The 25,068-nt window shown below is 62.5% G+C and carries 21 protein-coding genes; 12 read left to right on the top strand and 9 right to left on the bottom strand.

The window, feature by feature from the left end; translation table 11 throughout:
- Positions 1–50: 50 nt before the first annotated feature.
- Positions 51–3,629, bottom strand: coding sequence for an ABC transporter permease subunit (locus SE16_RS04540; protein WP_152918035.1), 3,579 nt, complete (start codon positions 3,627–3,629; stop codon positions 51–53).
- Positions 3,630–3,906: 277 nt separating this feature from the next.
- Here SE16_RS04540 and SE16_RS04535 point away from each other — a divergent pair, with 277 nt between their 5' ends.
- The gene (locus tag SE16_RS04535) at positions 3,907–4,635 is read left to right on the top strand and encodes a response regulator transcription factor (RefSeq protein ID WP_054492253.1); all 729 of its coding nucleotides are present in this window, start codon (positions 3,907–3,909) and stop codon (positions 4,633–4,635) included.
- Here the strand turns inward: SE16_RS04535 and miaA are convergent.
- From miaA to larB, 7 genes are read right to left on the bottom strand one after another with little or no spacing between them, the layout of a single operon-like run.
- Positions 4,571–5,545 carry a tRNA (adenosine(37)-N6)-dimethylallyltransferase MiaA gene (gene miaA, locus SE16_RS04530; RefSeq protein ID WP_054492252.1) on the bottom strand — a complete coding sequence of 325 codons (975 nt, stop codon included), beginning with the start codon at positions 5,543–5,545 and terminating at the stop codon, positions 4,571–4,573. The two genes, SE16_RS04535 and miaA, sit on opposite strands and share 65 nt — an antisense overlap.
- Complete coding sequence (locus SE16_RS04525; protein WP_060687269.1) at positions 5,542–5,907, bottom strand: hypothetical protein; 366 nt, start codon at positions 5,905–5,907, stop codon at positions 5,542–5,544. The genes miaA and SE16_RS04525 overlap by 4 nt, the downstream gene beginning before the upstream one ends.
- Positions 5,908–5,911: 4 nt before the next feature.
- Positions 5,912–6,274, bottom strand: coding sequence for a YraN family protein (locus tag SE16_RS04520; RefSeq protein ID WP_054493989.1), 363 nt, complete (start codon positions 6,272–6,274; stop codon positions 5,912–5,914).
- 3 nt (positions 6,275–6,277) lie between these two features.
- Positions 6,278–7,450, bottom strand: coding sequence for a nickel pincer cofactor biosynthesis protein LarC (gene larC, locus SE16_RS04515; RefSeq protein WP_054493988.1), 1,173 nt, complete (start codon positions 7,448–7,450; stop codon positions 6,278–6,280).
- A 2-nt stretch (positions 7,451–7,452) separates the two neighbouring features.
- Positions 7,453–8,019: a hypothetical protein gene (locus tag SE16_RS04510; protein WP_054493987.1), complete on the bottom strand. Its 567-nt coding sequence runs from the start codon at positions 8,017–8,019 to the stop codon at positions 7,453–7,455.
- 21 nt (positions 8,020–8,040) lie between these two features.
- On the bottom strand, positions 8,041–8,898 hold the full coding sequence (gene larE, locus SE16_RS04505) for an ATP-dependent sacrificial sulfur transferase LarE (protein WP_054493986.1): 858 nt from the start codon (positions 8,896–8,898) through the stop codon (positions 8,041–8,043).
- Positions 8,873–9,676 (bottom strand): nickel pincer cofactor biosynthesis protein LarB, encoded by an 804-nt coding sequence (gene larB / locus SE16_RS04500; protein ID WP_060687292.1) that lies wholly within the window; start codon positions 9,674–9,676, stop codon positions 8,873–8,875. Before larB ends, larE begins: the two co-directional genes overlap by 26 nt.
- Before the next feature lie 411 nt (positions 9,677–10,087).
- Here larB and mgtE point away from each other — a divergent pair, with 411 nt between their 5' ends.
- The gene (gene mgtE, locus SE16_RS04495; protein ID WP_054493985.1) at positions 10,088–11,431 is read left to right on the top strand and encodes a magnesium transporter; all 1,344 of its coding nucleotides are present in this window, start codon (positions 10,088–10,090) and stop codon (positions 11,429–11,431) included.
- 129 nt (positions 11,432–11,560) lie between these two features.
- The gene (locus SE16_RS04490; protein WP_054493984.1) at positions 11,561–12,361 is read left to right on the top strand and encodes a metallophosphoesterase family protein; all 801 of its coding nucleotides are present in this window, start codon (positions 11,561–11,563) and stop codon (positions 12,359–12,361) included.
- Between the two features lie 53 nt (positions 12,362–12,414).
- On the opposite strand, the gene SE16_RS04485 is transcribed toward SE16_RS04490, so the two are convergent.
- Positions 12,415–14,631, bottom strand: coding sequence for an ATP-binding cassette domain-containing protein (locus SE16_RS04485; protein WP_054493983.1), 2,217 nt, complete (start codon positions 14,629–14,631; stop codon positions 12,415–12,417).
- A gap of 412 nt (positions 14,632–15,043) precedes the next feature.
- On the opposite strand from SE16_RS04485, the gene argC reads away from it, so the two are divergent.
- From argC to argJ, 9 genes are all read left to right on the top strand, one after another.
- On the top strand, positions 15,044–16,093 hold the full coding sequence (argC, locus tag SE16_RS04480) for an N-acetyl-gamma-glutamyl-phosphate reductase (RefSeq protein ID WP_054493982.1): 1,050 nt from the start codon (positions 15,044–15,046) through the stop codon (positions 16,091–16,093).
- Position 16,094: 1 nt separating this feature from the next.
- Entirely contained in the window at positions 16,095–16,886 is a 792-nt protein-coding gene (gene argB, locus SE16_RS04475) for an acetylglutamate kinase (protein WP_082374428.1), read from the top strand.
- Positions 16,883–18,091: an aspartate aminotransferase family protein gene (locus SE16_RS04470; protein WP_054493981.1), complete on the top strand. Its 1,209-nt coding sequence runs from the start codon at positions 16,883–16,885 to the stop codon at positions 18,089–18,091. The genes argB and SE16_RS04470 overlap by 4 nt, the downstream gene beginning before the upstream one ends.
- 63 nt (positions 18,092–18,154) lie before the next feature.
- Positions 18,155–18,709: an N-acetyltransferase gene (locus tag SE16_RS04465; protein ID WP_082374427.1), complete on the top strand. Its 555-nt coding sequence runs from the start codon at positions 18,155–18,157 to the stop codon at positions 18,707–18,709.
- The gene (locus tag SE16_RS16145) at positions 18,709–19,524 is read left to right on the top strand and encodes a tetratricopeptide repeat protein (protein WP_054493980.1); all 816 of its coding nucleotides are present in this window, start codon (positions 18,709–18,711) and stop codon (positions 19,522–19,524) included. The genes SE16_RS04465 and SE16_RS16145 overlap by 1 nt, the downstream gene beginning before the upstream one ends.
- 69 nt (positions 19,525–19,593) lie before the next feature.
- Positions 19,594–20,721, top strand: coding sequence for an NUDIX hydrolase (locus tag SE16_RS04455; protein WP_054493979.1), 1,128 nt, complete (start codon positions 19,594–19,596; stop codon positions 20,719–20,721).
- A 29-nt stretch (positions 20,722–20,750) separates the two neighbouring features.
- On the top strand, positions 20,751–22,025 hold the full coding sequence (locus tag SE16_RS04450; protein ID WP_060687266.1) for an argininosuccinate synthase: 1,275 nt from the start codon (positions 20,751–20,753) through the stop codon (positions 22,023–22,025).
- A gap of 87 nt (positions 22,026–22,112) precedes the next feature.
- Entirely contained in the window at positions 22,113–23,831 is a 1,719-nt protein-coding gene (locus tag SE16_RS04445) for a CocE/NonD family hydrolase (protein WP_082374429.1), read from the top strand.
- 21 nt (positions 23,832–23,852) lie between these two features.
- Positions 23,853–25,055 carry a bifunctional glutamate N-acetyltransferase/amino-acid acetyltransferase ArgJ gene (gene argJ / locus SE16_RS04440; protein ID WP_200907449.1) on the top strand — a complete coding sequence of 401 codons (1,203 nt, stop codon included), beginning with the start codon at positions 23,853–23,855 and terminating at the stop codon, positions 25,053–25,055.
- Positions 25,056–25,068 lie beyond the last annotated feature (13 nt).

The raw sequence follows: 25,068 nt of genomic DNA, 5'->3' as shown, positions 1-25,068 counted from the left end.
TTTGTGTGTACTCAACGCAAATGAAGGGGGGAATTAGGCCTGATTTTTGCTCAGTATGTGGTTTCGCGCCCTGCAATCATGAGCGTGAGGGCGAGTGTACGCCCTGCATGGCGCAATCGTTCGACGTCGAGCCGTTCGATGGTGTCGGCTGGTGTGCGGGCGGTGGCGTCCCACCCTTGCCAGGCAAGCGCCACGGTTGGGGCTTCTTGTCCGCCGACGCGGAAATCGCGTTCCTCGAAGACAATGCTCAAATCCACGTCCTCGCGGGCGCGTGCAGAAGGGGCGTTCATCAGGTCAGCCGCGCGTTCGACGAGGCGCGCCAGGCGCTCGCTCCCACCCGCCGAGATTTCGAGCGCATTGCCTGTCCCATCGCCAACGGGTCCGATGTGGAACACGGCTTCGGGCTGGAAAGTGCCATCGAAACCATATTTGGCTTTGAGGAATTGGCTCGGTTCGATAGGCGGCACTTGCCCACCTTCCAGCCCTTCGTTGCTGTACGCTACAAAGAGGATGGTTTTGTAGGGCTGATAGCCGCTCTCTTGCAACACGCGCGCCGCTTCGAGCATGACGGCGACGGCGCTGGCGTTGTCGTTGGCTCCGGGCACAATCTCGCCGTCGGGCGCCAGGGCGGGGCCATCGTATTTCGCCATGACGAGCAGCATCTGGTTGTCCAGGTCGTCGGATGTGCCGGGAATGTAGCCCACCACATGCGCAACGGGCACGTCCTCGCGGATTTCGCCTTCCACACGGATGTGGACGGTCGGTTGCAGGTCGCGCGCCACAATTTCGTCAAGCCCCAGCGTGGTTTCAGCGCGGCGGTACTCATCCACCGTGAAGCCTGTTTCCGCCAACAGGCGGTTCGCCAGCGCTTCGCTAATCCAGAGCACAGGCGCATCTTGCCCGACGCGGCGTCCCGTGCCGAAGAGTTCCACCACCGGGTCGCGCGGGGAGAGGGTGGCGCGGCGTTGGAGATCGGTTTCATCTTCGGCGACGACCAGCACACCCGCACGTGGAATGAAGCGGGCGTATTCGAGGTCGCGCTGGTTGACCACAAGCAGGATGTCGTCGGAGAAATCCAGATTTTCTAGCGCGGGAATACGCTGGCGGAAGAACGTGCCTTGCGCGGTCAACTCTCCCATAAGGAGCAGGCGCACGCGCCCGTGGGCTTCACCCAGGTTGCGGAACCGGTCGGGATATTCGGCGTAGTCGCGGCGATAGCGCGGCGGTGCGCCGCCGTCTTCAATGGTCAGCGTGGGAATAGCGGTCAATTGCTCGTAGGCGCGTTTGCGCGGCTGGAAGAACGTCAAATCTTCGCCTGCGGGTTGCACACCCACACGCGCAAACTGTTCAGCGATGTATGCCGCCGCGGCGTCCAGCCCTTCACTGCCCAGTGCGCGCCCTTGCCATTCAGGAGCGGCAAGGCGATCGGCGTGTGTAAAGGCGCGCGAAGCGTCAAAAGTGGCGGCCTGGCGTTTGTAGAAGGCGACCGCGCCTGTGTTGGCTTGCACCCAGTTGATGGTCAGCACAACTACAATCGCCAGCGCCAGTGTGTAGCGGTTCAACACGCGCGAAAACGAGACGCCGACCTCTTCGATGAGGCGGCGCACGCCTTCGCCCAGCAGATTGAAGGCGAGAATCGCTACGAAAATCGCCAGCGCCGGATAGAGCGCCATCCACGGGTAGGCGCGTGCGTAGAGGCGCACATTGGCGAGCAGCGCGCCCCATTCGGGCACGTCGGAGTAGTGGTAGAGTGGGGCGGCGATGTCCAGTTCGGCGAACGCCCCACCGCCGATGAAGATACCGATGAAGCCGAGTTCGCCCAGCAGCATGAGCACCGCCCCCATTTCGAGCGCGGCGATTGAGATGAGCATGGGCACAATGTTGGGCACAATGTGGTTCAGCACCAGACGCGGTACACGCAATCCCGCCGCCACCGCACTTTCGACGAAGGGTTGCGGTTTCAGGCGAATGACGTGCGCGCGCACCTGTTGCATGATTTCACCCCAGCCCACCAGGCTGAGCCCAACGATGAACGCGAGCATGCCTTGCCGAATCCCCACGGCGAGAATAGCGAGCATGGCGAGCAGGAGGCTCGGCATGGCGGCGAGCAGGTCGGCAAGCCCCACAATGAGCGCGTCGCTTCGACTACCGGCGCGCCAGCCGGCGAAAAGCCCCAGCACCACCCCCACAACCATGCGGATGAGCACCACAAGCAGCGCCAGCGTGAGCGTTTGACGCGCCCCCGCCACGACCAGGCTCATCATGTCGCGCCCCAGGGCGTCGGTTCCCCAGGGGAATTCGTCGTCGGGAGGGAAGGGGGGCACGCGCATTTCGCCGTTTTCAAACGTTAGCCCGCGGGTGGTGTAGGGGCTGTGTGGTGCGAGCGACGCGCCGAATAGCGCCACGTAGCCCAAGCCCAGCACGAGCACCACGCCCAACAGAAGCGGCACGTTGCGCAGCGTGCCGCGTATCCAGGCGCGGCGTCGCGCCGCCGCGTAGGTGTCTGTGGCGGGTTTGTGTCCACGGGCGGCGAGGATGGTGGAAATGCGGTGTGGGGTGGCGTCGCGGCTGCGGAGGCGGTCGAACAGAGTGTTGTTGAGTATGAGGTCGCGCAGGTCGGCAAGAAGGTCGCGCAGACCGTCGCCCCAGCCTGCGCCGCGCGTCGTTTTGCGTTGTTGGCGAGCCTGTTCACGTACACGGGGGTCAATCCAGCGGTAGAGCAGGTCGAGCGTGCCGTTGACCGCCAGGATGAGCAGGCTGAGCGCCAGCAGGAGTACAACCGTCAAGGTATCGTCGTAGCGAGCGATGGATTTGAGCAAGGTGAAGCCCACACCAGGCCAGCCGAAGAAAAACTCAACCACGGGCAGGCTTGCCAGCGCGTAGCGGAGTGAGACGCCCCACGTGGTGAGGATGGGAATAGCGGCGTTGCGCCAGACGTGACGCCAAAACACCTGGCGCTCCGAAAGCCCCTTGCTCCGCGCCACCTGAACGTAGTCCTGGCGCAGGGTGTCGAGCAACGCGAGGTAGGTAACGCGGCTGAGTTGGGCAATTGGGCGGGCGGCGAGCACAAGCGCAGGCAGCACGATATGGCGATCCCAGCCAAAACCGGCCACGGGGAAAAGCGGCGTGCCTTGCCATTGCGCCCAGCGAATCATCAGCAATTGCAGCAACATGGCGATGAAGAAACTCGGCGATGAGACGCCAATAAGCGCCCCCAGCATGACCATGAGCGACCAGCCGCGTTGGCGTCGCCAAACCGCCAGCCAACCGAGTGCAATCCCCACCACGCCGGCGGTGAGCAACGCCGCCGCCAACAATCCCACACTTTTCAGCAGGGCGTCACGGGCAACGTCGGCGACGGGGACAGGCGCCAGTGTGATGCTCCCCGCGCGTGTTTCGCCGAAATCGCCGCGCAAAATGTGCGTAGCGAGTTCCCACGTGTGCGGCGTCGCCTCGCGGATGGCTTCGATGGGGGGCGTGCCGCGTGCCATGGCAAGCCCCGTCACGGTGATGAAGATAATCGCCAGCAGGAGCAGCCCGACACGCGCAAGGCGAGCGAGGAGCAGGAAAAGGCGTTCAGCACGTGTATCGAGCAGCAAGCCGGTCTTGCTCAGTATCTTTTGGCGCATGGTGTTTGGTGGGGAATTTGATTGCCAGCCGCGGGCGAGTATAACCGGTTTGCCCAACAAGAGAAATCGGGGTGCACACTAGGAAATTGTTCCTCTTGCGCTTTGCTGTGCCAGGCATGTATCATCTTTGCGGAACGGTTTTTGTTTGCTCTTTTGATACGCTATTTTGGGCACATTTGCATACAATTGCATTGGCTAAATTGACGAAAAAACAAAAACTTATACCATTTTTCGCGTATCCAGGTGTGTACATCATAAACAAACGATGGAGCCGACGATGTATAAGATATTGCTTGTTTCACCCAACAGCGAGCCCTTTCTGACCTTGCGTCGTGCGCTGGAAGAAGAGTCTTTTCGTGTCGTTGCGGTTTCCTCGGCGGAGGAAGCCCTGGAAGTGTTCAACCGCGATTTTCTGGACGCCGTGCTGGTGGCGAAAGATGACCTTTCGCTCGAGGCGTGCCGCGAAATTTGCGAAGTTGTCAGCACGCATTCGCGGTTGCCGGTTCTGGTGCTTGTTGACCACGATGAAGAGGCAACCGTGGTCGAGATTTTGGCGGCGGGCGCTGATGATGTTGTCGAAAAAACGCGCACAGCCGAAATTGTGGCACGCTTGAAGAAGTGGCTGGTGCGGCTCAACGTCCCGCAACCCCGCGTGGTGCGCTTGCCCGAAAGCAACGTCGAGATTGATTTGACGCGCCGTCTCGTGTTGCGGGATGGGCGGCGCTTGCAGTTGTCTCCCACCGAAGAGCGCTTGCTCTTCTACCTGGCGGAAAATGTGAACGTGCCACTGGCGCATGACCAGTTGCTGGAGCACGTGTGGGGGCACCGCGACGCCCAACGCCAGAACTTGAAACTCTACGTGCTCTATCTGCGCCGTAAGTTGGAACCCGACCCTGACAACCCAATTTACTTGCGCAACATTCGCCGTGTGGGCTATGCGCTCATTGGCGAGGCGGAGGAGACGGAGGCGAGCGACGAGCCAGCCACTGAGCCACAAACGCCGTAATCGCCTCGCGCGGTTGTTGTTGCACGTCGAACCAGTGGATGCGTGGGTCGTCAAGCCGAAACCAGCCATACTGTTGCCGAATAAACCGCCGTGTGCTGCGCCCAATGAGGCGCAGCACTTCGTTTTCATCGGTTATCTCCCCCCGCACGTAGGCAACCACTTCTGGATACCCCAGACTTTTCATGGCGTCGGACGTTTCGGGCGTGTAGCCCGCCGCCACTAAACGCCGTACTTCGTCCACCCAGCCCGCTTCCCACATGGCGCGGATACGGGCGTCGGCGCGGGCGTAGAGGGCGTCGCGCGGCATGGTCAAGCCGATGCGCAAGATGTCGTAGGGGGGCGGCTCGCGCCCTTGTTGGGCGCTGAACGGTTCACCCGTGGCTTCGATGACTTCCAGCGCGCGGATGACGCGCCGCACATTGCGGGGGTCAATGTTGGCGGCGGCTTCGGGGTCGAGGGCTTGCAGGCGGGTGTAGAGCGCTTGCGCGCCTTCGCGCGCCGCCAGGGCTTCCATCGCGCGGCGAAACTCGGGGTTGGGCGGCACGCGCGGGATACGATAGCCTTCGAGCACGGCGCGCACGTACAGACCGGTGCCGCCAACCAGCAGCGGCAACTTGCCCCGTGCGGTGATGTCGGCAATCGCGGCGTAGGCGCGGTCTTGAAAATCCGCCAGCGTCATTTGCTGGTCGGGCGTGAGAATGTCAATGAGATGGTGGCGGGCGGCGGCTTGTTCTTCGGGCGTGGGTTTGGCTGTGCCGATATCCATGCCGATGTAGAGTTGGCGCGAATCGGCGGAGACGATTTCGCCGTCAAAGGCTTGCGCCAGCGCAATGGCGGTTGCCGTTTTGCCGACGGCGGTCGGTCCGACAACCGCAATCAGCGGCGGCAGGTGGGGCTGTTCGTCGCTCATTCCACCAGCACCTCGCGCGGCAGGAGTCTCTGCAAGGCTTCGATGAAGGCGGTATAGCGGGCTTCATCGTCAGGAGTGGGGTTGGGGTCGCACAGGGCGGGCGGGCTGACAACCAGCATGATGCGCCCGTCGGGTTGTGTGTTGAATTTGACGCGCCCCACGACACGGTAGCCGCGATCGCGTTCGCGGGCGTCGGCGGGTGTTGCGGCGAGCGGTGCGGCAAGGTTGTAGGTCGCGAAACGCCCGTTCCAGCGCCGCATGAGGAACACCAGGTTGAGATGGGCGCGCGCCGCGGCGGTTTCCAGATAGTCGCGCAGAGTTTCGGCGTCAATGTTGTGCAACAGATACGTTTGCTTGCTCATCGGTTCAGACTTCCACAAATCGGTAGAGTGTGATGCGTTTGAGAACGTTGCGCGCGTCCAATTCTACGGCAACCAGGTCAATGCGCCAATCAACGGGCTGGTCGCCCAGGTGTTCCGCCAACCAGGCATGCGCGGCGGCGCGCACACGGGCGGCTTTGCGGGGGGTGAAGGCCTCTTCGGGAGCGCCGAACGTGCGCCCGCGGCGGGTTTTCACTTCCACAAAAGCGTAGCCGTCGGCGTCGCGGGCGACGATGTCGAGTTCGCCCTGCCGACACCGCCAGTTGCGCGCCAGAATGTCGTAGCCGTGGGCGCGGAGATGGTCGCAGGCGAGTCGTTCGCCAATTTCAGCCAGGTGTGCGCGGCGCATGGGCTATGCCTCGCGTTCCACGAGATGTTGCGCGGCGGCGAAGGCGGCTTCGTACACGTCGCGCACGGGCACGTTGTGGGCTTCCGCCAGGCGGCGGCATTCCTCAAATTCGGGCATTGCGCCCACGGTGCGCCCGTTCAGGTGTTTGCGTTTCACGCGCACCGCCCCGTAGGGGGTTTGTACCGTCTGAAAGTCGCGCGCGGCTTCGTAACGGCGCACGTCGTGCACGCGCACGCCCAGCGTGGTGGTTTCGCGCAGCAGCAGGGTGGCGAGCCGGGCTTCGTCGGCGGCGCGCGCGAGCACCTGCACCACTACCCCAGGGCGCCCCTTTTTCATCTGCACAGGCGTGAACCAGACGTCGAGCGCGCCGGCGGCGAGCAACCGTTCGGGCAGTGTGCCAAAGAGTTCGGGGTTCATGTCGTCAATGTTGGTTTCGAGCAGGCGCAGGGGACCCTCGTCGTCGGATGCGCCCAGCCAGAGGCGCACCACGTTAGGCCAGGGGAAGGTTTTTTGCCCTGCGCCGTAGCCGACGCGCTGGATACGCATGGGGGGCTGTTCAAAGCGAGCGAGATGCGCCAGCAGCGCCGCGCCGGTGGGCGTCACGAGTTCGCCTTCGCCGGGCGCGGGACGTGTCGGGGCGTTGACCGCCGCAAGCAGTTCCAGCGTGGCGGGCGCGGGCAGGGGGATGCGCCCGTGGGCGGTGTTCGCCCAGCCATGCGCCAGGGGTACGGGAGAGGCGTACACTTGCGTGATGCCCAGCGCGTGGAAGCCCGCCACCACGCCCACGATGTCAATGATGGCGTCCAGTGCGCCGACTTCGTGAAAGTGCACCTTTTCAACCGCGATGCCGTGGACGTGGGCTTCGGCTTCCGCCAGGCGGGTGAAAACACCAATCGCGCCCTGCTTGACCGCTTCGGGCAGGTCGGCGGCTTCGATCATCGCGCGAATGTCGGGCAGGTGGCGGTGGTGGTGTTCTTCGTCGGTTTCCACATGCACCAGGGTGGCGCGCAACGCCCCCCGCTGGACGGATTCCGCCCACACCCGCCACTTCTCGCGCGGCAGGTGCAGGCGTTCCACCGTCGTGCGCAAAGCGTCGAGCGGCCAGCCCACGTCCACGAGCGCGCCGAGCAGCATATCACCCGAAACGCCCGCTTGGGCGTCAATGTAGGCTAGCATGGTTAGCGCATTGAGGCGATGAATTGGTTGAGGGCTTCTTCGTCCCACGCTGTGCTGGGGCTTATCACCAGAAGGAAGGCGGGACCATTGTTGCCTGTGAACGAAACGAACGCCATGCGCATGGCTTCTCCTGATTCGGCGTCTGTGCCCTCAAAGATGAGCATGGTGCGTTCCTCACCCCGAATGGTGACGGTGCGTTCCTCCGTCTGCTGAACGCCCTCCATGCGTCGCCCGACTTGCCCCTCGACGGTCGTGCGGGCGGTCTCGGGGTCAAATCCGGCGTCGTCAGGAGCTTGTGCCAGCACAAAAAGCATGCCGTCTTGTTCGTTCGTGGTGGGCGCAATCACAACATAGGTGAAGAGGTTGGCAACGCGGAAGCCGAATTGTTCGGAGTAGCCGGACGGCAAGGTGTAGTCGGTGATGCTGTGCGCCATGGTGCGCGCTTGGTCGGGGTCTGCCACCACATCAAATTGGCGTTTGAGGAAGAGATAGCCGCCAAAGAACGCCAGACAACAAATTGCGAGCGTGATTCCGACAATAATCAGAGCAATTTTGACGGTACGGTTCATGTGTTCCTCCTTCTGTGTGCGTCATGAGATGGGTTTACGCGTCCGAATGTCATCACGCGCCACGTGGATGGCGTTCATTGAACCGCGCTGGTAGCCCGCCAGGTCGAGCGTGACGAAGCGATACCCGGCGGCGCGGACGCCCGCCACAATGGCTTCACGTTGTTCGATGGCGCGGAGCAGTTCATCGGACGCAAGTTCAATACGCGCGATTTCGCCATGATGTCGCACACGGAATTGGCGGAAGCCCAGCGCCACCAGCGTATCTTCGGCGGCTTCGATTTGGCGCAGCAGGTCGGGCGTGATGGGCGTGCCATGGGGCACACGCGAGGAGAGGCACGCCATGGCGGGCTTGTCCCAAATGCGCAGACCGAGCGCGCGGGCGATGGCGCGCACTTCGGGCTTGGTGATGTTGGCTTCCAGGAGCGGGGAGCGCACGCCTTTTTCGCGGGCGGCTTGCATGCCGGGGCGGAAGTCGCCCACGTCGCTGGCGTTCGCGCCGTCGAGGATGGCGTTCCAACCTTCCTCGCGGGCAATAGCGACCAGGTGGCTGTGCAAGGTGGATTTGCAGAAGTAGCACCGATTGACGGGATTGGCGGCGTAGTTGGGGTTCAGGTGCTCGTTGGTTTCCACAAGGCGGTATGCCGCGCCGATTTCGCGGGCGATGGCGATGGCTTCTTCGAGTTCACGGCGCGGATAACTGGGCGAAACGCCAATGCAGGCGAGCGCCTTGTCGCCCAGTTGTTCATGCGCCACAGCCAGCACCAGCGTACTGTCAATGCCGCCTGAGTAGGCGACGAGCGCAGAACCGCACGCGCGGATGATGGCGCGCAGATGGTCGAGTTTGGCTTGCAGGTCAGGCGCAAGTGTCGTGCTTGTCATAAGAATGCTCCTCGTGGGTGTCGGGTGTGGGACAGCGGCGGTTGATGAGCGCCGCCATGTAGCCGGCGCCGAAGCCGTTGTCAATGTTGACTACGGCGATACCGCTGGCGCAACTGTTCAGCATGGTGAGCAGCGCCGAAAGCCCGCCAAAATTGGCGCCGTAGCCCACCGACGTGGGGACGGCAATCACCGGGCAATCCACCAGCCCCGCGACCACGCTCGGCAGGGCGCCTTCCATGCCCGCCACCACCACGATCACGTTGGCGCGGCGCAGGGTGGGGACGTGCGCCAGCAGGCGATGCAGTCCCGCCACGCCGACGTCGTAGATGCGGTGGGGGGCGTGCCCCATGAGTTCGAGCGTGCGGGCGGCTTCTTCGGCAACGGGCAAGTCGCTTGTGCCTGCGGCGACAACCAGCACGCCCGGACGGCGCGGGGCGTCCGGCTGGCGGTCAATCCAGACCAGGCGCGCGGTTTCATCATACTGGGCGTCGGGCAAGACGGCGCGCACGGCGTCGGCGTGTTCGGTGGTGGCGCGTGTGCCCAACACCCGCGGATTGCGGGCGGCGAGCCGCGCGAAAATTTCCGCCACCTGTGCGGGCGTTTTCCCCGCACAGTACACCACCTCTGGAAAACCGACGCGCAAGGCGCGGTGATGGTCGAGCGTGGCGAAGCCCAGCGTTTCAAAAGGAAGCGTGCGCAACGCTTCCACCGCCTCATCTACATTGATGGTGCGGTCAGCGACATGTTGGAGTAATTGGCGAAGTTCTTGTTCGTGCATAGCTGAGAGCATAGACGGAGTAGGCGCTTTGTCAAAGGGGCTTTTTCTTTTGACACGTTCCGCGCTTTTTGGTATCGTCTGCGTGCTGTTGTCAAATTGTGCCGTGGTAGCCTGAAAAGAGGAGCCCTTTCGCAGACGGTAATCCTATGGACGACAGTAGTCAGCAATTTCAGAACGAACACGCAACCCTGTGGGTGCGCGGTGAAGGCTACGAAGCAAGCCGACCGAGTGCAGACACCCCAGGGCAACTGTGTCAACCCCGTGAATAGCCTCTGACCGACGCACCGGGGTTGACCCGGTTGCCGTCGGTCTGTTTGCCTCGTCTCTGCCGACCTTCACCTCGCCGGTCGGTTTTTTGTTTTCCGCGCCGCACTGCGCCCCCGCACAACTTCATAGCGCAGGAGGTGTGCCATGGTGGATGCTCTCATCATTGACGATGCGCTGGCGTTTGTGCGCGCATTGTTGGAGCAGGATGACGTTGCCGCCGCGGCGGCGTACTTGCGCACGCTGCACCCTGGCGAGGCGGCTGAAGTGTTGGCGCGCTTGGATGACGAGGCGCAACAGCGTCTCATTCGCCATCTTGATGACGCCTGGCTGGCGGATTTGCTCGAACACATGGACGAAGACGAGCAGGCTGATGTCATCGAGCACATTCGCGCCGAGCGCCTGGCGCACGTGCTGGATGATGTCGAGCCGGACGTTGCCGCCGACGTGTTGGGGGAACTTTCGCCCGAACAAGCGGGCGTGGTACTGGCGCACATGGAATCGGCGGATGAGGTGGCGCCGTTGCTGGAATTTCCCCCCGATACGGCTGGGGGGTTGATGAACCGCCCCGGTCCCATGTTGCGCCGCCACATGACCGTTGCCGAGGCGTTCGAGTTTCTACGCACACACTACCGTGACGAGCGCGAGTTGTCGTATCTGTATGTGCTTGACCGCCACGGCAAATTGGTGGGCGTGGTGAGTTTGCGCGCGCTGATTCTCGCCGACCCCCATCAGACGATTGGCGAGATTATGAACCCCAACGTGATTACCGTGCGTGCGGACGCCGACCAAGAGGAGGTCGCCGATTTGTTCACGCGCTATGGCTTCTTGGCGTTGCCGGTGGTGGATGAAGAAGACCATTTGCTGGGTATCATCACGGTGGAGGATATTCTGGACGTGGTGCAAGATGAAGCCACCGAGGACATTTACCGCCTGGCGGGGATGGATGAAGACGCCGAACTGTTCAGCCCGATTCGCGAAGCCGCGCGCACACGGCTTTTCTGGTTGATGGTCAACCTGCTGACTGCGTTCCTGGCGTCGGCGGTGGTGTCGCTTTTTGAGAGCACGATTGCGCGGGTGGCCGTGTTGGCGACGTTCATGCCGATTATTGCCGGACAGGGGGGCAACGCCGGCATTCAAACGTCCACCATTGTCATTCGCTCGCTGGCGCTGGGGCGCTTGGAACTGGATGAAGTGTGGAAGGCACTGCGCTACGAGGTGATGCTGGGCTTCATCAATGGCGTGGTGATTGGCCTGGTTGTTGCCGTGGTGGCGGTGCTTTGGAAAGGCAACCCGATGTTGGGCGTGGTCATCGGCGTTGCGATGGTGGGCAACATGCTGGTGGCGGCGCTGGCGGGGGTGCTCATTCCCTTCACGCTGCAACGCCTTGGGCGCGACCCGGCGTTGGCGTCGGGCATTTTCCTGACGACGGCGACCGATGTGTGCGGGTTCTTCTTCTTCCTGGGGTTGGGAACGCTTTTGTTGCTCTAAGGGGCGTCAAGACTAACAACATTCCAATGTTTTGCTAACGTGTTTCTAACGGCGATGCGGTTTTGAAAAAAGCGAACAGGTTGGACGATGGCAGTGCGTACCACACTCTGAAAGAAAGGAGGTGATGGTATGCGTATCCTGGCGTTGGCCGACCTGCGCGGTGCGACGGAACGCATTCCGCAAGTGATTGACCTTGTGCAACGCGAAAAGATTGGAGCGGTGGTCTTCGCGGGCAACATTTTGGGCAAGCATGAACGCGTCGAAGCCTACGAAAAGGCGTTAGCCGAAGGCACACCAGTGCAGATGGATGAAGCGTATCTGCGCACGCTGGAAGATCAGGCGGTGAAAGAATTTGAAGCCTTCTTTGATGAAATGGGCAAACTGGATGTGCCGGTGCTGGTTGTGCCGGGCTATCTGGATGCGCCGCTGCGCCTCTACCTGCAAGCGTCGCTGAACCATGAAGTCGTCGAGCCCAATGTGGACATGATTCACCGCTCGTTCAAGCCGCTGACGTCGTGGGACCTGGTGTTTGCGGGCTTTGGCGGCGCGATTGCCGACGATACGCGCGAAGACCGCTACGCGCTGGTCTATCCGGCGTGGGAAGTGCTCTTCGGGCTGGACTTCTTGCGAAGCCTGTTGCCGAAGTACACGCCGGTGCTGATTTTTGCGACGCCGCCGCGCCGTGGAGACATTGACCTGGATGGCGGCAAGCACATTGGGCATGAAGTCATCAACGATCTCATCAAGACCTATGCGCCGGCGTATGCGTTCGTGGGTGGTGCGCCCGAAGGGCGTGGAACGGTTGAAATTGGCTCGACGCTGGTGGTGAACCCTGGCGCACTGCGCGACGGGTCCTACGCGATTGTGGACACGAAGACGGGTGATGTCATCTTCGGGCAACTGCCCGAACCCGCGATGCAAACCGCCTGATCTCCTTTCGTCATCGTCATCACCGCGTAGCCTCGCCGGGCTACGCGGTTTTTTTATGCTTCCTCGTCGCCTGTCTCGTGGCGCTCTTCCTCGCGCTCCAACTTCGCCCAGAGTTGATGCCCCGGTTTGCGGCGAATAGGCACGGGCGTGTGCAGGCGTTGGGCGTCGTCGAGCACCCAGGCGTAGAGCGGGCGACCACGGGCGTAGGCGTTCAACACGTCGGGTGTCGCGTGATGCTTTTCGATGTGGGCGTGCAACTCCTCAGGCGAGAAGGGACCGAGGGTGTCGCGCAGGGTGGCGGTGCCGATGACACGCCCTCCGCTGATGATGCCGATGCGTCCGCGGATATGCGTGGGGCGGGTGCGGATTTCCCACGTTTTCTTGCCGTCCACAACCAGGCTGGCGTAGGGTTCGCGGATGAAAAGCCCCAATTCGGGCAAGTCGTCGGCGCGGTAGAGCGTCCCGTAGCCGGCGAGGATGACGGCGTCGGGTTCGAGCACATGCAGGAGTTCCGGGCGGTGCGTGACCAGCACCAGCGTCATGCCCAGGCGGCGCGCCAGTTCGGCAACCTTGCGCCCTACGCGGCTCGCGGTGCGGGAGTCTAGGTGGGCGGCGAATTCGTCAATGATGAGCAGATTGGGGCGATGGGCGAGCGCCCACGCCACCTGCACGCGGGCTTTCTGACCGGTGGAAAGCGTAGCATAGGGCGCGCGGAAGAGCACGGCGTCGGCAAGCCCGGCGGCGTTGAGGATTTCAATGGCTTCGGTGGTGTCGCCTGTGAGCGTGTAGATGGCTTCGAGCACGGCTTGCGTGCCGAGCGCTGGTTCGGCTTCGTTCGGAATGAGCGCTTGCAGGCGCACATTGTCGGGCATGTGAATTTCGCCGCTGTCCGGCTGGTAGAGCGGCTCGGTGCGCCCGGTTGCCGCCCCAATGAGCAGGCGCAGAAACGTGGTTTTTCCACTTCCAGACGCCCCCACAACGGCGTTGATGGTTCCCGGTTCAAGCGTGAGTGTGGCGCGGCGGAAAATATGCGTCTCAATATCGCGTTCTTGGACGCCAAACGCGGCAAGCGCTTCGCGTACCGGTTCGGACACCCCCTCAAGGTTGAGCGTGTGGTGATAGGTTTTCGTCACCTCGCGCAGCACGATGGCGCTGCTGAGCGGTTCGACCGGGCGCAGGTGCGAATGGTAGAGTCGCCCGCCGTGCGTGCGCGCCACTTCATCCGTTTGCAAAAAGCGCTGGATAGCGTTTTGCGCGGTTTCATCGAGCGGGAGGTAGAGCGTCGGACGCCCCGACGCCGTTTCAAAGAGAAAGACAAACCCCGCTTTTTCCATGAACGGGTGAAACCGCGCCATTTGCGCCACCGTCTCAATGGCGCGTTTGCGTTCGCGCATGTCGGGGATGCGGCGTTCACGCACCCAATCCACCATGCACCGGATGGCTTGCACGCCCAGCCCGTCGGCGCGGTAGTCGGGGTGTATCACGACGCGCGCCAGCCGTGCCACGGGTGAACGGGCGTTGGCGAGCGCGCGCCCTTGTTCATCCCACCAGGCTTCGGGGGGCACATGCTGGTTGGGGTGAAACGGATGGTCGAACCATTCAGGCGGGAAAATGCGGCGTCGGATATCGCGGTCAAGCGTGCCGTCGGGACGCCGCCGATGCAGCAGCGGAAGCGGTGGGTCAACGCGCACATAGCCCACGATAGACGGTTCGTAGGGTTGGCGGTCAAGCAGTTCAAGCAGCAAAAAGCGCGAGGCGCGGGTGGCGTCGCGCAGGTCGAGGAAGCGCATGGGACCATGCCCGTGAGGACAGTCGGGGCGTGCGTTGGCGGCTTGCTCCGCCCCACAGCGTTCACAATGCCAGAGCGCCAGCAGGCGCTCCCGCGAGGCGTAGTGGTACTGTTCCAGTTCCACAATGGCGGCGTAGTCGCGCTCGTAGCGCGCTTCACGGGCGCGCAACCGATAGGTGTAGAGCAGGCGGTCGGAGAAAAGCGAGCGTCGTTCCAGCGTGTAGGTGCGTTCAAACAGCGGCCAGACACGCGCGCGGCTCGTGCGCAATGCATACTCATCAAATCCCGGCGTTGTTGTCTCCGCGCTCAGGCGCACACGTTGCCCTACACGCAGCCATTGCGCAACCGTCCCCGCCATGGGAAGCCGATACGATACGCCCTCATCCGTTTCGACAACGACGAAGCCCGCATACCGGTAGGTGGCGCGTTTCAGTTCAATCGCTTGAATGCGTCCACGGTGAGGTGTGGATTGGCTCGGCATGGTCTCTCTCCCCTCAGTTGTTCTGGTTCATGATGCGGAGAATGGAGAGAACAGGCAAATATCTCGCGTTCGCCGCTCACCCCATTGAGTGAGAGCGGGGCGCAACCCGGCGCGTGGTGATTGACAAACGCCCTCGAGATGTTTATACTGTACACCACTCATCAAAACAGAAGTGGTTGGTTTGTTCAACATGGTGTATCAAGTGCGTTCGCTCAACAACCGATACCCTCGTCGCCCTCGCATGGTCGCTCCAGACGATGTGTCTGGTTAGGCGTGCTTGGGCGAACGCAAGAGCGCGGTAACCAACCCCCCAGACACAGCGTCTGGGGGGTTTTTTCATACCCCGGTGTGCCGTTGCGATGGGGCTACGCTGCCGGGTGGCAACCATCAACCAATCAAGTGAGGGGGTTCCATGATTCGAGCAGGCGTGTTAGGCGCAACTGGATACACAGGGTTTGAATTACTCCAATGGCTGGCGTACCACCCCCATGTGGAGATTGCCTTCGCAACGGCGCGGAGCGATGCCGGCAAACCGTTGTCCGCACTCTACCCAACCGACCTTGACATTCAGTTGCAGGCGGTTGAAGACGTTTCGTTGAGCGACGCCGATGTGCTCTTCCTCTGTTTGCCGCACGGTGCGGCGCAAGAATGGGCGCAGCGCGGGCTGGATGCCGGCGCGGTGGTGATTGACCTTTCCGCCGACCACCGTTTGCATGATGCGGATGTCTACGCGCGCTGGTACAACCAACCGCACACCGCGCCCCATTTGCTTGCCGAAGCCGTGTACGGGTTGACCGAATGGCGGCGCGAAGCGTTGCGCCAGGCGCGGTTGATTGCCAACCCCGGTTGCTACCCCACCAGTATTTTGCTGGCGGTGGCGCCCTTGCTGAACGCCGGCTTACTCGACGGCGCCACCATCATCGCCGACAGCAAAAGCGGCGTCAGCGGCGCCGGGCGTTCGCCCAAACTCGGCTCACTCTTCGTCGAAGTCAATGAAAACCTGAAGCCGTACAACATTGGGCACGTCCATCGCCACGTCGCCGAAATCGAGCAGGAATTGCACGCCCTCGCAGGCGACCACGCGCCGCGCGGCATTGTCTTCTCGCCGCACTTGCTCCCCGTCTCGCGCGGCATTCTCAGCACCATCTACGTCCCCTGGCCGCAAGGGCTCAGCGCCGACGACCTGCGGGCGCTCTACGCCGAAACCTACGCCGATGAACCCTTCATCTGGCTTTTGCCCGAAGGCGCAACCGCCACGCTCGCGCACACCGTGCGCACCAATCGCTGCGCCATCAGTCTGCACCCCGTGCCCGAACGCGACCAACTCATCATTGTGAGCACGATTGACAACCTGGTGAAGGGGGCGGCCGGGCAAGCCATTCAGAACATGAACGTGCGTTTTGGCTTTGATGAGCGCGCCGGATTGATGCCCGTGGCGCGTGCGCGCGTGCAGGAGGTGTAGCATGCTCGTTCTCAAAATCAGCGGGCACCAACTGGACGATGGCGCGTTTTTGAACCGGCTGGCGCGCACCGTCGCGGCGATGCCGACGCCGCCCGTCATCGTGCATGGTGGGGGGCGCGGCACAACCGACCTCGCCGCCCGTTTGGGGATTGAAAGCCGCTTTGTGGAAGGTTTGCGCGTGACCGATGACGCCGTCCGCGATGTGGCAGTGATGGGCATGGTGGGCACCGCCAGCATGCAACTGGTGCAGGCGCTGGTCTGCGCCGGCGTCCCCGCGCTGGGGCTGAGCGGCGTGGACGCCGGTTTGGTGCGCGTGCGCAAATTGGAGCACCACGCCGGCGATTTGGGGTGGGTTGGTATCCCGACGGAGGTTGCCGCCGACCGATTGCAGGCGCTGCTTGGCGCGGGGTTTGTGCCCTGCCTCGCGCCCATCTCGTTAGGTGAAGATGGGCACATTTACAACGTCAACGCCGACCACGTGGCGCAAGCCGTCGCGTCCGCCCTGCATGCGGACGCCCTGGTCTTCTTGACCAATGTGCGCGGCGTCATGCAGGACGACCGCGTATTGACGCACCTCACGCCCTCGGTTGCCGAACGGCTCATCGCCGAGGGCGTTATTGTTGGCGGCATGATTCCCAAAGTGCGCGCCGCGCTTGCAGCGCTTCAAGCCGGCGTGCGCGCCGTCTTGATGAGCGACCTGGACGGCGTGGAAGCCTTCCTGCGGGGCGAGACCGCCGGCACACTTGTGCAAGCCGATGAGGAGCAACAATCAACAGAAGGAGCAGCCCAATGAACGCCCAGGACATTATCGCGCTGGAACAAACCTACCTTGCGCCCACCTACAAACGCGCGCCTTTTGTGTTGGAGCGCGGCGAAGGCGTCTATCTCTACGACACCGAGGGGCGGCGCTACCTTGATTTTGTGGCGGGGATTGCCGTCAACGCGCTGGGGCATGCCGACGCACGCATGGCGGACGTGCTGGCGGAGCAGGCGCGCCAACTGGTTCACGTGAGCAACCTCTACCACACCGCGCCGCATGCCTTGCTGGCGCGTGATTTGTGCGAAGCGAGTTTCGCCGACCGGGTCTTTTTCTGCAACAGCGGCACCGAAGCCACCGAAGGGGCGTTGAAATTTGCGCGCAAGTGGGCGCGCACCACTTCCGGGGATGATGAGAAGTACGAAATCGTGACCTTTTCGCACGCGTTCCACGGGCGCACCATGGGTGCGCTCAGCGTGACCGCCAACGAAAAATACCGCAAGCCCTTCGAGCCGCTGATTGGCGGTGTGCGCCGCGCTGAATTCAACAATCTGGAAAGCGCCCAAGCCGTGATTGGCGAGAAGACCGCCGCGGTGATTGTCGAGCCGGTGCAGGGCGAGGGGGGCATTCAGCCCGCCACGCGCGAGTTTTTGCAGGGCTTGCGCCGCTTGTGCGATGCCTACGGCGCGGCGCTCATCTTCGACGAGGTGCAGTGTGGGCTGGGGCGCACCGGTACGCTCTGGGCGTATGAGCAGTACGGCGTTGAGCCGGACCTCATGGCGCTGGCGAAACCCTTGGGCGGGGGCTTGCCCATCGGCGCGATTTTGATGCGCCAGACCATCGCCGACGCCCTCGCGCCGGGCGACCATGGCAGCACCTTCGCGGGAAGCCCGCTCATCACCGCCGTTGCGCGTGATGTGTTCAACCGCATTCGCGATGCCGCCTTTTTGGCGCATGTGCGCGATGTGGGGGCGTACCTGGGCGAGCAGTTGCGGGCGGTCGCGGCGTCCAGCCCGCTGGTGCGCGAAGTGCGCGGCCTGGGGTTGATGTGGGGCGTGGAATTGGTGGAGCGCGTCGCGGCGGCGGATGTGGTGGCGGCGTTGTGGTCGCATGGCTTGCTGACCGTGCCCGCCGGGCGCAACACAGTGCGCTTCTTGCCGCCGCTGATTGTGGAGCGCACCCATGTAGATGAAGCCGTTGCAGCCTTTGCCACCGTGTTGGCGCATGAAGTTACCGCGTGAAATGCATTTCAACTATTTGCCACGAGCGGGCGAACGCATACATTTTAGAAAGGACGGGGGGCGATGATTACCATTCGCAAAGCACGTATTGAAGACGCACCGGCCATTGCCGAACTCATCAACCATTACGCCATGCAAGGGCTCATGCTCCCGAAGTCGTTGTTGCAGGTGTACGAGCAACTGCGCGAATTCGTCGTCGCCGAGGATGAGGACGGCACGATTGTAGGGTGCGGTGCGCTTCGCCTGATGTGGCACGATTTGGCCGAAATCCGCTCGCTGGCGGTGGCCGAATCGGCGCAGGGGCAGGGCGTTGGGCGGCGTCTTGTCGAAGCCTTGCTCGATGAGGCGCGCGAATTGCAGTTGGCGCGTGTGTTTGCGCTGACGTACCAGGTTCAATTTTTTGAGCGCTTGGGGTTTCAAGTCGTGCCGATGCACATTTTCCCGCAAAAGGTCTGGCTGGATTGCAAAATGTGCCCCAAGCGCAACCGGTGCGACGAAGTCGCCATGCTCCTGGTGCTGGATGAAGAGCGTGCCACACGTGCGGCGGATGAAACCGCATCATCGCTACCTGTGTCGCCCTGGCAACCCAACCTGATATCGGTGGAGGTTCGCACGTGATGCCCGCACGTCCCACATTTGAAGATGAATTTGCCAAAGCGCGTCGCCTGTTCGCGTCCGACGAGTTGGACGACCCCGCCGCGGTGCGTGAAATCGCCCGCCAGGTGCGCCGTCTGGCGCGCACGCCCGAACAGGTGGTGCGCGTTGTTCTGCTGGAAGCGCGCTGGCTGGTAGAAGCGGGGCGCTTCGCCGAGGCGTTGCTGGTGCTGGATGAGGCGCAGGGGCGGGTGTATGAAGACGACGTGCTACGGGCGGATGTGCTGGCGTTGCGGGCGCGCATTTTGGTGCAACAGGGGCATTTGCTGGCGGCTACGCAAACCGCCCACACCGCGCTGGAATACAACCCGGCGCATGTGGAGGCGCGCCTGGCGTTGGCGGATGCCTTCTTGCAGTTGAATCAGGTTGGGCACGCCATCACCTTGTATCATGAAGTCATCCCGTTGCTGGATGATGAGGCGGCGCGGGCGCGCGTCCATCTGTTGCTGGCGCGCGCGTATCGTGCCGCTGGTCTGCCTGTGCTGGCACGCTTGCATGCGCAGCGGGCTGTGGAGATTGCCGACCTTGCCCCGCGTGAACAGGCGGCGGCGTTCTGGTATCGCGTCTCCAGCCTCGACCGACGGCTGTTCTGGTTGACGCTCGTGGCGGTGGTGCTTCTGCTGGCGACCGGTCTGCTGGGGCGCATTGACCTCTGGCTGGCTGGGTTGGCGGCGGTGCTGGTGCTCATCACCGTGGGGAGTATCACCTGGATCAGCACGCCCACCTTTGAAGACGCCCAACGCGCAGGGCGTTTGTCCGAACAGCGTGTCCAGCGCTGATTGTTGCTGTTGGTTCAACCGCTCCCATCGTCTGGTGAATGGGGGCTTTGAGAACAACCCGGAGTGCACATGCTCAATCCATTTGTCCCGCCGGAGGCTCTCTGGGAACGCTTGCTGAGCACTTTCCCATCCGCAACCGCACCAACGTTGGTGCACCGCGCCTATGATGTCGCTTCTCGCGCCCACACCAACCAGCGCCGCAAAGAAGGCACCCCCTATCTCGTGCACCCCTTGCGGGTGGCGCTCATTCTTGCCGAAGAACGCGGTCTGACCGACGCCGAAATGGTGGCGGCGGCGCTTCTGCATGATGTGGTTGAAGATTCGGCGTTCACGGTTGAGGATGTGGCGGCGCAGATTTCCCCGACGGTCGCCGACCTGGTGCGCTGGCTGACCAAGCCGCCGGCTGAAAACGGCGACACCGAAGCCCGCGACGCCGCCTACTTCACCGCCCTGCTCGACGCCCCGCTGGCGGCGCGCCTTGTCAAACTGGCTGACCGCCTCGACAACGTGCGCTATCTGCACACAGCGTGCAACCCGCGCTGGGCGCGCGCCTACCGCGCCGAAACGCGCCGCTGGGTGTTGCCGATTGCCGACCGCACAGACGCCTGGTTTGCGACGCATTTGCGCACGTATGCTGGCGATGAGACGCTCCAACCGTGGGAAACGCGCGCGACACGCATTCTCTACACCGCCGAACCGTGGTTGACGCTCGTGGCCGATACCATCGAGCGCGAACCCGACGACCCCGCACCGGTTGAGGACTTTTACCGCGTGAAATCGCCGGAGTACGTGTTGGTGGTGCCCCGTTTTGCCGATGGGCGGTATCTCACGTTGCGGCAGTATCGCCACGGCGTGGGGTGTATTTTCCGCCAGTTTCCCGCCGGTGTGGTGGATGCGGGTGAAACGCCGCGCCGCGCCGCCGAGCGCGAATTGCTGGAAGAGACCGGCTACATTGCGGAACGGTGGGTTTCGCTGGGCGCGTATGTCGTGGATGTCAACCGTGGGAGTGGTCGGGCGCATTTCTACCTTGCCGATGGCATTGTGCCCTATCAGGGTGAACGCCCGCCCTCGGATGATTTGGAAGCCCACGAAGTCGTCATCTTGTCGCGTGAAGCCATTGCCGCGCAGGTGACGCTAGGCACGTTCCACAGCCTGGCGTGTGTCGCGGCATTTGCGCTGGCAGAACAAACTCGATAGCACCATTTTTCAGCAAAAGAGGAGGAAGCATGGCCGGCAAAGAACAAACCGTCAATAAAGTCGTTCTCGCCTATTCGGGCGGGCTGGATACCAGTGTGATTGTGCCGTGGCTGAAAGAAAACTTTGATTGTGAAGTGATTTGCTTCTGCGCCGATTTGGGGCAGGGGGAGGAACTGGCGGGGTTGGAAGAAAAAGCCCTCGCCAGCGGCGCCGATAAAGTCTATATCGAAGACTTGCGCGATGAATTCCTGACCGACTTCATCTTCCCCATGATGCAAGCCGGCGCCATTTACGAGCGCAAGTATCTGCTGGGCACGGCGGCGGCGCGCCCGCTGATTGCCAAGCGCCAGGTGGAAATTGCCGAACTCGAAGGGGCGGATGCCGTGGCGCACGGGGCAACCGGCAAGGGCAACGACCAGGTGCGCTTTGAACTCACCTACAAGGCGCTCAACCCCAAATTGAAGGTCATTGCCCCCTGGCGGCACCCCAAATGGCACATTCGCAGCCGCGAAGATGCGCTCGCCTATGCGCGTGAGCATGGCGTGCCCGTGCCGCACACCGAAAAAAGCATTTACAGCCGCGACGCCAACTTGTGGCATATCAGCCACGAAGGCGGGTTGCTTGAAAACCCGTGGAATGAACCCGAAGAAAAAATGTATCAGTGGACGGTTTCGCCCGAAGCCGCGCCCGATGAACCGGAGTACATTGAAATTGACTTTGTGGAAGGAGTGCCCAAGAAACTGAACGGGCGCGCCCGCGGTCCCGTGGAGTTGATGAAGGAACTGAACGAAATTGCCGCCCGCCACGGTATCGGGCGCGTTGACCTGGTGGAGAACCGCCTGGTGGGGATGAAGTCGCGTGGGGTGTATGAAACGCCCGGCGGCACCATTCTGTACGCCGCGCACCGCGAACTGGAATCGCTGACGCTCGACCGCGAGACCATGCACTTCAAGGATATGATTGCCATCAAGTACGCTGACCTGGTGTACAACGGGCAGTGGTTCACGCCGTTGCGTGCCGCGCTGGATGCGTTCGTCGCCAAGACGCAAGAAAACGTCACGGGGACGGTGCGGCTCAAACTCTACAAGGGCAACATTATCATTGCCGGGCGCAAAGCGCCGCGCAGTCTCTATCGCGAAGATTATGCCTCGTTTGGCAAAATGGACGTGTACGACCAGAGCGACGCCGAAGGCTTCATCAACCTGTTCGGGTTGCCGCTCAAAGTCGAAGCGCTGGTGGATATGGAAGGCGGCGCGCCCAACAAGTGGCGTGCGCCCGATTACAGCAAATTCAAGCGCGACTAATCGCGTCTGTCCCTGCGGCGGTGGGGCTTGAGCACCCACCGCCGCTGCTTTGGTCAACTGTCAACCCCAACCCCAAAGGAGAGAGGCATGTTGAAGCGAAGTTTGGCCGGCCTGGGGGCTTTGGCGGTAGTGAGCGGCGTTGTGTGGCCCCGCCGACGCCGCCTGCTGGCGAACTGGCTTGACCTTCCCCCACCTCGCTACGATGTTGGCGTTGAGCGTGGGCTGGTGGTCCCCATGCCCGATGGCGTGCGGCTCTATGCCGACCGCTACTACCCCAAAGCGCAAGGCGCATTCCCCACCATTCTCATCCGCACACCCTACGGACGCCGTCCTGTGGGGATTTCGGGCTTGTTCATGGGGTTTGCGATTGAGCGCCTGGTGGAGCGGGGGTACAACGTGGTGGTGCAGGATGTGCGCGGGCGCTTCGATAGCGAGGGCGAATTTACGCCTTTCTTCCAGGAAGCCGCCGATGGCCGCGCCACCCTTGAATGGATTGCCCAACAACCCTGGTTCGAGGGCAATCTGGCGACATGGGGCGCGAGTTATCTGGGCTACACCCAATGGGCGCTGGCGCCTGATGCACCGCCATACTTCAAAGCCATGGTGCCGATGATTACCTCGGCGAGCGCCCGCATTTTTGTGGAGCGTGTGTTTGGGCTGGAAGTGTTGTTGCGCTGGCTTGTCTTGCTGGCGTTGCCCACACGTGGCCGCTTGCCGCTGTGGGAATCGCTGGCGCTGATGTTGCGCGCCGGGCGCATTGTCAAAGAAGCGGTGTGGCACTTGCCTGTGGGCGAAGCCGACCTGGTGGCTGTTGGCGAGCCGGTACCGTTCTTCCGTGAGTGGATGCAGCACGAAGATGAAAACGCCCCCTATTGGGAACCTGTCCAGTGGGGGCGGCGCATGGAGCGCGTGCAAGCCGCTGTGCATTGGATTGGCGGCTGGTACGATTTCTTCCTCTACACCATGCTGCGCGACTATCGCCAGATGCGGGCACTTGGAAAACGCCCCTACTTGACCATTGGTCCCTGGCACCACCTCTCGAACGATGGCATGGTCCTGCGTGTGCGTGAATCACTCGCCTGGTTCGATGCGCATTTGAAGAACGACCCGCACGCCTTGCGCGAAAAGCCGGTGCGCGTCTATCTCATGGGGGCGGAAGAATGGCGCGATTTCGACGATTGGCCCCCGCCGGAAGCCCAACCGCGCCGCTTCTACCTGCACCCCGACCGCACGTTGCGCCCCAACGCACCGGAGGAAGACGCCTTCCCAAGCACCTATCGCTACGACCCCGCCGACCCAACGCCGGCGATTGGTGGGGCGCTCTTCGACCCCTCGGAGGCTGGACCGCGGGATAACCGCGAATTGGAGGCGCGGCACGATGTTCTACTCTTCACGTCGCCGCCGCTGGACGCCGACCTGGATGTGATTGGCGATGTGCGCGTGGTGCTCTACGCGCGCTCCTCTGTCTCACACACCGACTTTGCGGCGCGTCTCAACGATGTTCACCCGGACGGCACGTCCTACAATGTGTGTGATGGCTTGTTCCGCGTGACGCCTGAAGTGGTCGAGCAGGTGGATGAAGGTTTGTGGCGGATTGAGATTGACTTGTGGGGCGTGGCGCACCGCTTCAAAAAAGGACACCGTTTGCGCCTGGTCATTGCCAGCGCATTCTTCCCGCGTTTCAATCGCAATCTGAATACCGGCGAACCGGTGGCGACGGGCACGCGCATGGTGGTCGCGGAGCAGTATGTCTACCATGACAAGGCGCACCCGTCATATCTGGAAGTGTCTGTGGTTGAATCCTGAACGATGAGAACAGGAGGCGCTATGCGCTACATAACCGATGTGCCGGGATTTCGTGCGTGTGGGGTGCATGCCGGCTTGAAGCCAGACGGCGCGCTTGACATGGCGTTGATTGTCAGCGACCGCCCTTGCGTGGCGTCCGCTGTGTTCACGCAGAACCTTGTCAAAGCCGCGCCGGTCCTCTTCGACATGGCGCTCCTGCAACGCACGCGCGATGTGCGCGCCGTCGTCGTCAACAGCAAGAACGCCAACGCTGTCACGGGCGAGCAAGGGCTGCGTGACGCCGCCGAAATGGCGCGCCTGACGGCGGAGGCGCTGGCGTTGCCTGAGGAGAGCGGCGTCTTTGTGATGAGCACCGGCGTGATTGGCGTGCCGCTGCCCATGAACAAAATCGCCTATGGCATTACGCTCGCCGCCCAAATGCTCGATGCAACGCCCGAAGCGGCGCAAGCGGCCGCCCGCGCGATTATGACCACCGACACGCGCCCCAAAATGGCTTCGGCAACATGCACGCTCGACGAGAAGACCATCACGCTGGCGGGAATCGCGAAGGGGGCGGGCATGATTCACCCCAACATGGCGACCATGCTGGCGTTCATCGTGACGGATGCGCTCATCACGGCTGAAGCCCTGGATGCTGCGCTGCACTACGCTGTTGAACGCTCGTTCAACGCCATTAGCGTGGACGGCGATACGAGCACCAATGACACTTGCCTGGTGCTGGCAAACGGGGCGGCGGCGAACGATATCATCACGCTGGAAAGCCCCGCGTTTCCCACGTTTCGTGATGCGTTGACCGAGGTATGCATTGCATTGGCCAAGCAAATCGCGTTTGACGGCGAAGGCGCCACCAAGCACGTCACCATTCACGTGCGCAATGCCGGTAGTTTCGAGGCGGCGCGCCAGATTGGGCGCACCATCGCCACCTCGCCGTTGGTGAAAACGGCGCTCTTTGGGCGCGACGCCAACTGGGGACGTGTGCTCGCTGCGGCTGGTCGGGCGGGCGTGCCGTTCGACCCCGACCGCGCCAGCCTCTGGTTCGGCCCGTTGCAGGTGCTTGCCAATGGCAAACCGCTGCCGTTTGATGAAGACGAAGCCTTGCGCATTTTGTCAGAAGTTGACATAACAATAGACCTGGATATTGGCGGCGAACCGGGCGACGCCACCGTCTGGACGTGTGATTTTTCGTACGATTACGTTTCCATCAACGCCGAATATCGCACATGAAGCGGCCAACACC

Source organism: Ardenticatena maritima (assembly GCF_001306175.1).
Classification (GTDB): domain Bacteria; phylum Chloroflexota; class Anaerolineae; order Ardenticatenales; family Ardenticatenaceae; genus Ardenticatena; species Ardenticatena maritima.
The sequence above is the reverse complement of the archived record's forward strand: the minus strand, read 5'-3'. Positions and strand labels throughout refer to the sequence as shown.

Excerpts from the sequence above, each read along its gene's own strand:
- larB (WP_060687292.1), bottom strand. The coding sequence starts at position 9,676 with ATGCACGAACAAGAACTTCGCCAATTACTCCAACATGTCGCTGACCGC.
- argB (WP_082374428.1), top strand. The coding sequence starts at position 16,095 with ATGCTCGTTCTCAAAATCAGCGGGCACCAACTGGACGATGGCGCGTTT.
- SE16_RS04540 (WP_152918035.1), bottom strand. The coding sequence starts at position 3,629 with ATGCGCCAAAAGATACTGAGCAAGACCGGCTTGCTGCTCGATACACGT.
- SE16_RS04455 (WP_054493979.1), top strand. The coding sequence starts at position 19,594 with ATGCTCAATCCATTTGTCCCGCCGGAGGCTCTCTGGGAACGCTTGCTG.
- SE16_RS04450 (WP_060687266.1), top strand. The coding sequence starts at position 20,751 with ATGGCCGGCAAAGAACAAACCGTCAATAAAGTCGTTCTCGCCTATTCG.
- larC (WP_054493988.1), bottom strand. The coding sequence starts at position 7,450 with ATGCTAGCCTACATTGACGCCCAAGCGGGCGTTTCGGGTGATATGCTG.
- argJ (WP_200907449.1), top strand. The coding sequence starts at position 23,853 with ATGCGCTACATAACCGATGTGCCGGGATTTCGTGCGTGTGGGGTGCAT.
- SE16_RS04445 (WP_082374429.1), top strand. The coding sequence starts at position 22,113 with ATGTTGAAGCGAAGTTTGGCCGGCCTGGGGGCTTTGGCGGTAGTGAGC.
- larE (WP_054493986.1), bottom strand. The coding sequence starts at position 8,898 with ATGACAAGCACGACACTTGCGCCTGACCTGCAAGCCAAACTCGACCAT.
- SE16_RS04470 (WP_054493981.1), top strand. The coding sequence starts at position 16,883 with ATGAACGCCCAGGACATTATCGCGCTGGAACAAACCTACCTTGCGCCC.
- SE16_RS04520 (WP_054493989.1), bottom strand. The coding sequence starts at position 6,274 with ATGCGCCGCGCACACCTGGCTGAAATTGGCGAACGACTCGCCTGCGAC.
- SE16_RS16145 (WP_054493980.1), top strand. The coding sequence starts at position 18,709 with ATGCCCGCACGTCCCACATTTGAAGATGAATTTGCCAAAGCGCGTCGC.
- mgtE (WP_054493985.1), top strand. The coding sequence starts at position 10,088 with ATGGTGGATGCTCTCATCATTGACGATGCGCTGGCGTTTGTGCGCGCA.
- SE16_RS04535 (WP_054492253.1), top strand. The coding sequence starts at position 3,907 with ATGTATAAGATATTGCTTGTTTCACCCAACAGCGAGCCCTTTCTGACC.
- SE16_RS04510 (WP_054493987.1), bottom strand. The coding sequence starts at position 8,019 with ATGAACCGTACCGTCAAAATTGCTCTGATTATTGTCGGAATCACGCTC.
- SE16_RS04525 (WP_060687269.1), bottom strand. The coding sequence starts at position 5,907 with ATGAGCAAGCAAACGTATCTGTTGCACAACATTGACGCCGAAACTCTG.
- argC (WP_054493982.1), top strand. The coding sequence starts at position 15,044 with ATGATTCGAGCAGGCGTGTTAGGCGCAACTGGATACACAGGGTTTGAA.
- SE16_RS04490 (WP_054493984.1), top strand. The coding sequence starts at position 11,561 with ATGCGTATCCTGGCGTTGGCCGACCTGCGCGGTGCGACGGAACGCATT.
- SE16_RS04485 (WP_054493983.1), bottom strand. The coding sequence starts at position 14,631 with ATGCCGAGCCAATCCACACCTCACCGTGGACGCATTCAAGCGATTGAA.
- miaA (WP_054492252.1), bottom strand. The coding sequence starts at position 5,545 with ATGAGCGACGAACAGCCCCACCTGCCGCCGCTGATTGCGGTTGTCGGA.
- SE16_RS04465 (WP_082374427.1), top strand. The coding sequence starts at position 18,155 with ATGATTACCATTCGCAAAGCACGTATTGAAGACGCACCGGCCATTGCC.